General features: G+C 71.5%; 6 protein-coding genes. 5 read left to right on the top strand and 1 reads right to left on the bottom strand.

The window, feature by feature from the left end:
* The 5 genes from AB0C29_RS29825 to AB0C29_RS29805 all read left to right on the top strand — a co-directional run.
* A partial coding sequence (locus AB0C29_RS29825; RefSeq protein ID WP_360826959.1) for a Gfo/Idh/MocA family oxidoreductase occupies positions 1-785 on the top strand: 785 nt, incomplete at its 5' end.
* Between the two features lie 22 nt (positions 786-807).
* Positions 808-1,635 carry a sugar phosphate isomerase/epimerase family protein gene (locus AB0C29_RS29820; RefSeq protein ID WP_360826956.1) on the top strand — a complete coding sequence of 276 codons (828 nt, stop codon included), beginning with the start codon at positions 808-810 and terminating at the stop codon, positions 1,633-1,635.
* Positions 1,632-2,681, top strand: a complete 1,050-nt coding sequence (locus tag AB0C29_RS29815) for a Gfo/Idh/MocA family oxidoreductase (protein ID WP_360826953.1) — start codon at positions 1,632-1,634, stop codon at positions 2,679-2,681. Before AB0C29_RS29820 ends, AB0C29_RS29815 begins: the two co-directional genes overlap by 4 nt.
* The gene (locus AB0C29_RS29810) at positions 2,678-3,556 is read left to right on the top strand and encodes a sugar phosphate isomerase/epimerase (RefSeq protein WP_360826950.1); all 879 of its coding nucleotides are present in this window, start codon (positions 2,678-2,680) and stop codon (positions 3,554-3,556) included. The genes AB0C29_RS29815 and AB0C29_RS29810 overlap by 4 nt, the downstream gene beginning before the upstream one ends.
* A gap of 5 nt (positions 3,557-3,561) precedes the next feature.
* The gene (locus AB0C29_RS29805) at positions 3,562-4,881 is read left to right on the top strand and encodes a lactate racemase domain-containing protein (protein ID WP_360826947.1); all 1,320 of its coding nucleotides are present in this window, start codon (positions 3,562-3,564) and stop codon (positions 4,879-4,881) included.
* On the opposite strand, the gene AB0C29_RS29800 is transcribed toward AB0C29_RS29805, so the two are convergent.
* Positions 4,782-5,861: a LacI family DNA-binding transcriptional regulator gene (locus tag AB0C29_RS29800; protein ID WP_360826944.1), complete on the bottom strand. Its 1,080-nt coding sequence runs from the start codon at positions 5,859-5,861 to the stop codon at positions 4,782-4,784. The two genes, AB0C29_RS29805 and AB0C29_RS29800, sit on opposite strands and share 100 nt — an antisense overlap.
* Positions 5,862-5,967 lie beyond the last annotated feature (106 nt).

Below are 5,967 nucleotides of genomic sequence, written 5' to 3'. Positions count from 1 at the left end.
GCACCCCGCACCACCAGCACGTCCAGGTGGCGATCGACTGCCTCGACACCGGCGCCGGCGTCCTGGTGGAGAAGCCGGTCGCGCACACGATCGCCGAGGCGGACCGGCTGATCAAGGCGGCCGAGGCCCGCCCTGATCTCCGGACCGGGATCTGTCTGCAGAACAGGTACAACGCGGCCACCCGGGCCGCCCGTGAGCTGCTCGCCTCCGGGCAGCTCGGCGCGGTCCTCGGCGGCTCGGCCAGCGTGCTGTGGCACCGCGACGCGGCGTACTACGCGGCCCGGCCGTGGCGCGGGCGGCTCCGGGACAGCGGCGGCGGGGTCCTGATCAACCAGGCGATCCACACCCTCGACCTGCTGGAGTGGCTGCTCGGCGACGTGGTGCGGGTGCGCGGCCACGCCGGGCGGTACGCGCTGGACGGGGTCGTCGACGTGGAGGACACCGCCCACGCGGTGCTCGACCACGCCGGCGGCGCCCGGAGCGTGTTCTTCGCGACCGTCGCCCACGTCACGGACGCGCCGGTGACCATCGAGATCGTCACCGAGGGTGCGGTGCTGACGATCCGGGGCGACCTGACGGTGAGCTACCCCGACGGCCGTACCGAGACGGTCGCGGAACGCCGGGCCGGCGGCGGCGGCGGCCGGGCGTACTGGGGAGCCTCGCACGAGCTGCTCATCGCCGACTTCTATCGCACCAGGTCCGACCCGGAGCCCTTCTGGATCGGACCGCGGGAAGGGGCCAGATCGCTGCGTCTGGTCCACGAGATCTACCGACAGCACGACTGACGCAGGAAAGGAAGACGCGCCCGTGTGGACTCTTTCCGGATTCATCGACGAGATCTCCCCCGACTTCACCGAGCAGTGCCGGGTGGCGGCCGGCCTCGGCCTGACGTTCGCCGAGATCCGCAGCGCGTGGCAGGTCAACATCCTCGACCTGGATCCGGCCCAGCTCGGCGTCCTGAAGCGCACGCTGGCCGGCCACGACCTGCGGGTGTCCAGCATCGGCTCGCCGATCGGCAAGATTTTCATCGACGAGGACTTCGCCCCGCACCTGGACCGGATGCGGCACGCCGCCGACGTCGCGCGCTTCTTCGACGCCCCGTACGTGCGCATCTTCTCCTTCTTCCTGCGGCCGGGCGCGGACCCGGCCGCGCACCGCGACGAGGTCATCGACCGGATGCGCGCGCTGGCCCGGGTCGCCGAGGACGCCGACCTGATCCTGCTGCACGAGAACGAGAAGGAGATCTACGGCGACGTGCCGGCCCGGTGCCTGGACGTGGTCCGTTCCGTCGGCTCGCCGCACCTGCGGCTGGCCTGGGACCCGGCCAACTTCGTCCAGGTCGGGGTCCGGCCCTACACCGACGGGTACGCCGTGCTGCGCCCGCACGTGGAGTACATCCAGATCAAGGACGCGCTGGCCGGGGACGGCACCGTGGTCCCGGCCGGCAAGGGCGACGGCGAGGTCGACCGGACCATCCGCGCGTTGCACCACGACGGCTTCGACGGGTTCTTCTCGCTCGAACCGCACCTGAGCGCGGCCACGGCCACCGGCGGGTTCTCCGGCGAGGAGCTGTTCCGCACCGCCTGGCAGGCGTTCACCGACCTGCTCACGACCCAGGGAATCGAGTACAGATGAGCAACCTGCGCAGGATCGCCCTGGTGGGCGCCGGGGTCATCGGACGGCACCACGGGCTGGTGGTGAGCCAGCTGGCGGACCGGGTCGAGCTGGTCGCGGTCGCCGACGTCGACACCGTACGGGCCGAGCACCTCGCCGCCGAGCGTGGTGGCCGGCCGTACCCGTCGCTCACCGCCGCGCTGGCCGCCGAGGAGATCGACGTGGTCGTGGTGTGCACGCCGACCGGGCTGCACGGCGAGGTGACCATCGAGGCGCTGCGGGCCGGCAAGCACGTCATCGTCGAGAAGCCGGCCGAGCTCACGGTGGCCCGCACGGACGAGATCATCGAGGCCCGGGACAAGGCCGGCACGCTGGTCACGGTGATCTCGCAGCACCGCTTCGACCCGGCCACCGAGACCACCCTGGCCGCCATCGGCCGGGGCGAGTTCGGCCGGCTGACCTCCGGCATCGCGTCGATCGACTGGTGGCGCGGGCAGAGCTACTACGACTCCGGCGACTGGCGGGGCACGTGGGAGCTCGACGGCGGCGGCGCGCTGATGAACCAGGGCGTGCACACGGTGGACCTGCTGGTCGCGGCGCTGGGCCGGCCGGTGGAGGTGTTCGCGTACGCCGGCACGCTGGCCCACGAACGCATCGAGGTCGAGGACGTCGCGGTCGGCGTCGTGCGTTTCGAGAACGGGGCTCTGGGCGTCCTGCACGCCACCACCGCCGCCTATCCGGGGCTCAGTGCCCGGCTCCAGGTGCACGGCGACCGCGGCTCGGCGGTGATCGACAACGACCAGCTCGCGTTCTTCCACGCCACCGCGGCGGGCCGCGAGCCCGAGGAGAAGCTGATGGGTACGACGCAGAGCACCTCGGTCCCCACCGCGGGCAGCAACCCGGGCAGCCTGTCCGACGCCCACCGGTTGCAGTACCTCAACTTCCTCGGTGCGCTCGACGGGACCGAGCAGTTGCGGGTGGACCTGGAGACCAACCGGCAGTCGATCGGCGTCATCACCGGCGCGTACGAGTCGGCCCGGACCGGAAGGCCGGTGCGCCTGTCATGAGCACCCCACGCATCGCCGCGAATCCCATCCCGTACTGGAGCCGGGCCGGCAAGACCCGGGAGGTGTTCGCCGAGGCGTTCCGGGACTTCCAGGAGATCGGCTTCACCGCGGTCAAGGCCGACGTACCCGACGACATGAGCGCGGCGGAGTACCGGGACTGGATCGCCGGGTACGGCCTGGCCCCGGCGCTGAGCCTGTTCAACTCGCCGTTCGACGAGACGGTCGACCTGGCCGCGGAGGTCGAGCGGGCCAAACGGTTCGCGGCGACCCAGGTGGCGCTCGGCCTCGACCGTACGATGATCTCCTCGATGGCCGTGCCCGCCCGGATGGCCGAACCGGCGGTCGGCGCCGGTTTCGACGCGGGCCGGCTGGCCCGCGCGATCGACAACTGCGGCACGGTCTGCCGGGTGTTGCAGGCCGAAGGGCTGCGCCCGCTGCACCACTCGCACGTCGGCGGCGTCTTCGAGACCGAGGACGAGATCGTCCGCCTGCTCGACGACCTCGGCCCCGGCGTGATCGGCTTCGGACCGGACACCGGTCACCTGCGCTGGGCCGGCATCGACCCCGCACCGTTCCTCCGGCGCTACGCCGACCGCCTGGGCGGCATCCATATCAAGGACTGCTTCCCAAACCTGCTGAGCCCGGAGAGCCGGAAGGGCATGAGCTACCACGAGGCGCAGGCCACCAAGCGGCTGTGGGCCGAACCCGGCCTGGGCGTCGTCGACTTCGCGGCGGTGCTCGCGGCCGTCCCGGCGGACTACGACGGCGACTTCATGATCGAGGTGGACGAGCCCAGCATGGACTCCCGGGCCGAGTCGCACCGCATCTCGTTCGAGTGGGCCCGGCGCAATCTGCCGGTGCAGGGCGGAGGATGAGGGACATGACTTCCTTGACCGGAACCAGGCAGCGAGCCGCCCGGATCGGTGGCGCGGACCGCGTCCTCGGCGCCCGCGAGGTCACCGACTTCATCGCCGAGCAGCTGGCCGGCATCGACGCCGACGGGCTCAGCGTCTGCGTGCTGGTCCCCGACGCGACCCGCAACTGCCCGCTGCCGCTGCTGGTCAGCGCGGTGCACCGGGCCCTGCACGGGCGGGCCTCCCGGCTCACCGTGCTGATCGCGCTGGGCACGCACGGGGCGATGAGCGACGACGCGCTGGCCGAGCACCTCGGCTACCGCGGACGGGACCTGGCCGAGGTCTATCCGGGCACGACCGTGCGCAACCACGAGTGGTGGAAGCCTGAGACCTTCGCCGACCTGGGCACCATCCCGTCCGCGCGGATCGAGGAGCTCTCCGAGGGCCGGATGAGCGGCGACGTGGAGGTGCTGCTCAACCGGGCGGTGGTCGACCACGACATCGCCCTGGTGGTCGGGCCGGTGCTGCCGCACGAGGTGGTGGGCATGTCCGGCGGCAACAAGTACTTCTTCCCCGGCGTGGCCGGTCAGAAGATCATCGACGTGTCGCACTGGCTGGGCGCGCTGATCACCTCGGCCGAGATCATCGGTACGACCGAGGTCACGCCGGTGCGGGCGCTGATCAACGACGGCGCCGCCCTGATCCCCGCGCGCACGTACGCGCTGTGCGTGGTGACCGCCGAGACGCCGGAGGAGGACGACGGCATCCCCGCGGACAGCGACCGCAGCACCGCCTTGCACTCGGTCTCCTTCGGTGACTGCGTCTCGTCCTGGGAGAGCGCCGCGGAGATCAGCGCCGCGACCCACGTGACCTACCTCGACGCGCCGGTCCGCCGGGTGCTGTCGCTGGTCCCGGCCATGTACGGCGAGATCTGGACCGGCGCCAAGGGCTTCTACAAGGTCGAGCCGGTGGTGGCCGACGGCGGCGAGGTCATCCTGTACGCCCCGCACATCCGTGAGATCGCCACCAGCCACCCGGAGATCCACGAGATCGGCTACCACTGCCGTGACTACTTCGTGCGGCAGTGGGACGCCTTCAAGCACATCCACTGGGGCGTGCTCGCGCACTCCACGCACCTGCGCGGGGCCGGCACGTACGACCCGGCGACCGGCGAGGAGCGGCTGCGGGTCGACGTGACGCTGGCGACCGGCATCCCGGAAGAGGTCTGCCGTGCGCTGAACCTGGGCTACCGCGACCCGGCCACGATCGACGTCGCCGCCTTCACGGCCGATCCGGACACGCTGGTGGTGCCGCGGGCCGGGGAGGTGCTCTTCCGCCTGCGCTGAGTCGTCGACTGGCGGACGACCAGGCGGACCGGCAGGACCAGGGGTGTGCCGCTGGGCCGGGTGCCGTGCCACACCGCGATGCAGTTGCGCACCCCGGTGAGGCCCATCCGGTACAGCGGGGAGGCGATGGTGGTGAGCTGCGGATTGACCAGCTCGTCGTAGACGATGTTGTCGAAGCCGACCACGCTGACGTCGTGCGGGACGGTGACGCCGAGCTTGTGCAGCCCGTTCATGATCCCGATGGCCAGCATGTCGTTGTACGCGAGCACCGCCGTCGCACCCAGCTCGGCCACCCGCCGTGCGGCGCTCAGCCCGGCCAGCACGGTGGGCTCGTTCGGGCCGATGCGCCGTACGTCGAGCGGAAGCTGAGCCGCCGCCTCCCGCAACGCCCGCCAGCGCACCCCGTCCGCCCAGCTGATCTCCGGGCCGGCCACGTACAGCACGGAGTCGTGGCCGAGCGCGCAGAGGTGTTCCGCCGCCTGCCGGATCCCGCGCTCGTTGTCGTTCACCACGCAGCTGGCCTCGGGGATGATCCGGTTGAGCAGCACCACCGGCTTCTGCTTGGCCATCATCCGCAGCGCCGAGTCGCTCATCCGGGAACTGGCGATGACGATGCCGTCGACCTGCTCCATCTCCCGCTCGATGGTCTGCCGCTCGACCTCCGGCGACTCGTTGGTGTGCAGCAGGACCAGCTGGTAGCCGGCTTCGCGGGCGGCTTCGTACCCGCCTTTGATGATCTCGCCGTAGAACGGGTTGGTGACGTCGGCGATGACCAGCCCGATCGAGCGGTGCGTGGGCCGGCCGCCGGGCTGCTGGCCGTTGAGCGGACCGGACCGGTAGCCGAGGCGTTCCGCCGCCTGAAAGATCTTCTGGGCGGTCTCGGCGTGCACCCGGCCCGGCCGCGAGTAGGCCCGGGACACGGTGGAGGCGGCCACGCCGGCTTCCCGCGCGACGTCGTAGATCGTCGGGCGTCGCCCCATGTCGCTCATCGTAGGCCGGGCCCGGTCAAAAGACGCCGGTCCGGTATTCATGACTGTCGTGGTATGCGGCCCCCACGACCAGCCCGGCCGCGGTTGCCGCGGCGGC

Source organism: Actinoplanes sp. NPDC048791 (assembly GCF_040650095.1).
In the GTDB taxonomy this organism is placed as follows: Bacteria; Actinomycetota; Actinomycetes; order Mycobacteriales; family Micromonosporaceae; genus Actinoplanes.
This window is presented reverse-complemented; position numbering and strand designations above follow the sequence as displayed.

Coding starts and splice junctions, on each gene's coding strand:
- AB0C29_RS29800 (WP_360826944.1), bottom strand. CDS start 5,861: ATGGGGCGACGCCCGACGATCTACGACGTCGCGCGGGAAGCCGGCGTG.
- AB0C29_RS29810 (WP_360826950.1), top strand. CDS start 2,678: ATGAGCACCCCACGCATCGCCGCGAATCCCATCCCGTACTGGAGCCGG.
- AB0C29_RS29815 (WP_360826953.1), top strand. CDS start 1,632: ATGAGCAACCTGCGCAGGATCGCCCTGGTGGGCGCCGGGGTCATCGGA.
- AB0C29_RS29805 (WP_360826947.1), top strand. CDS start 3,562: ATGACTTCCTTGACCGGAACCAGGCAGCGAGCCGCCCGGATCGGTGGC.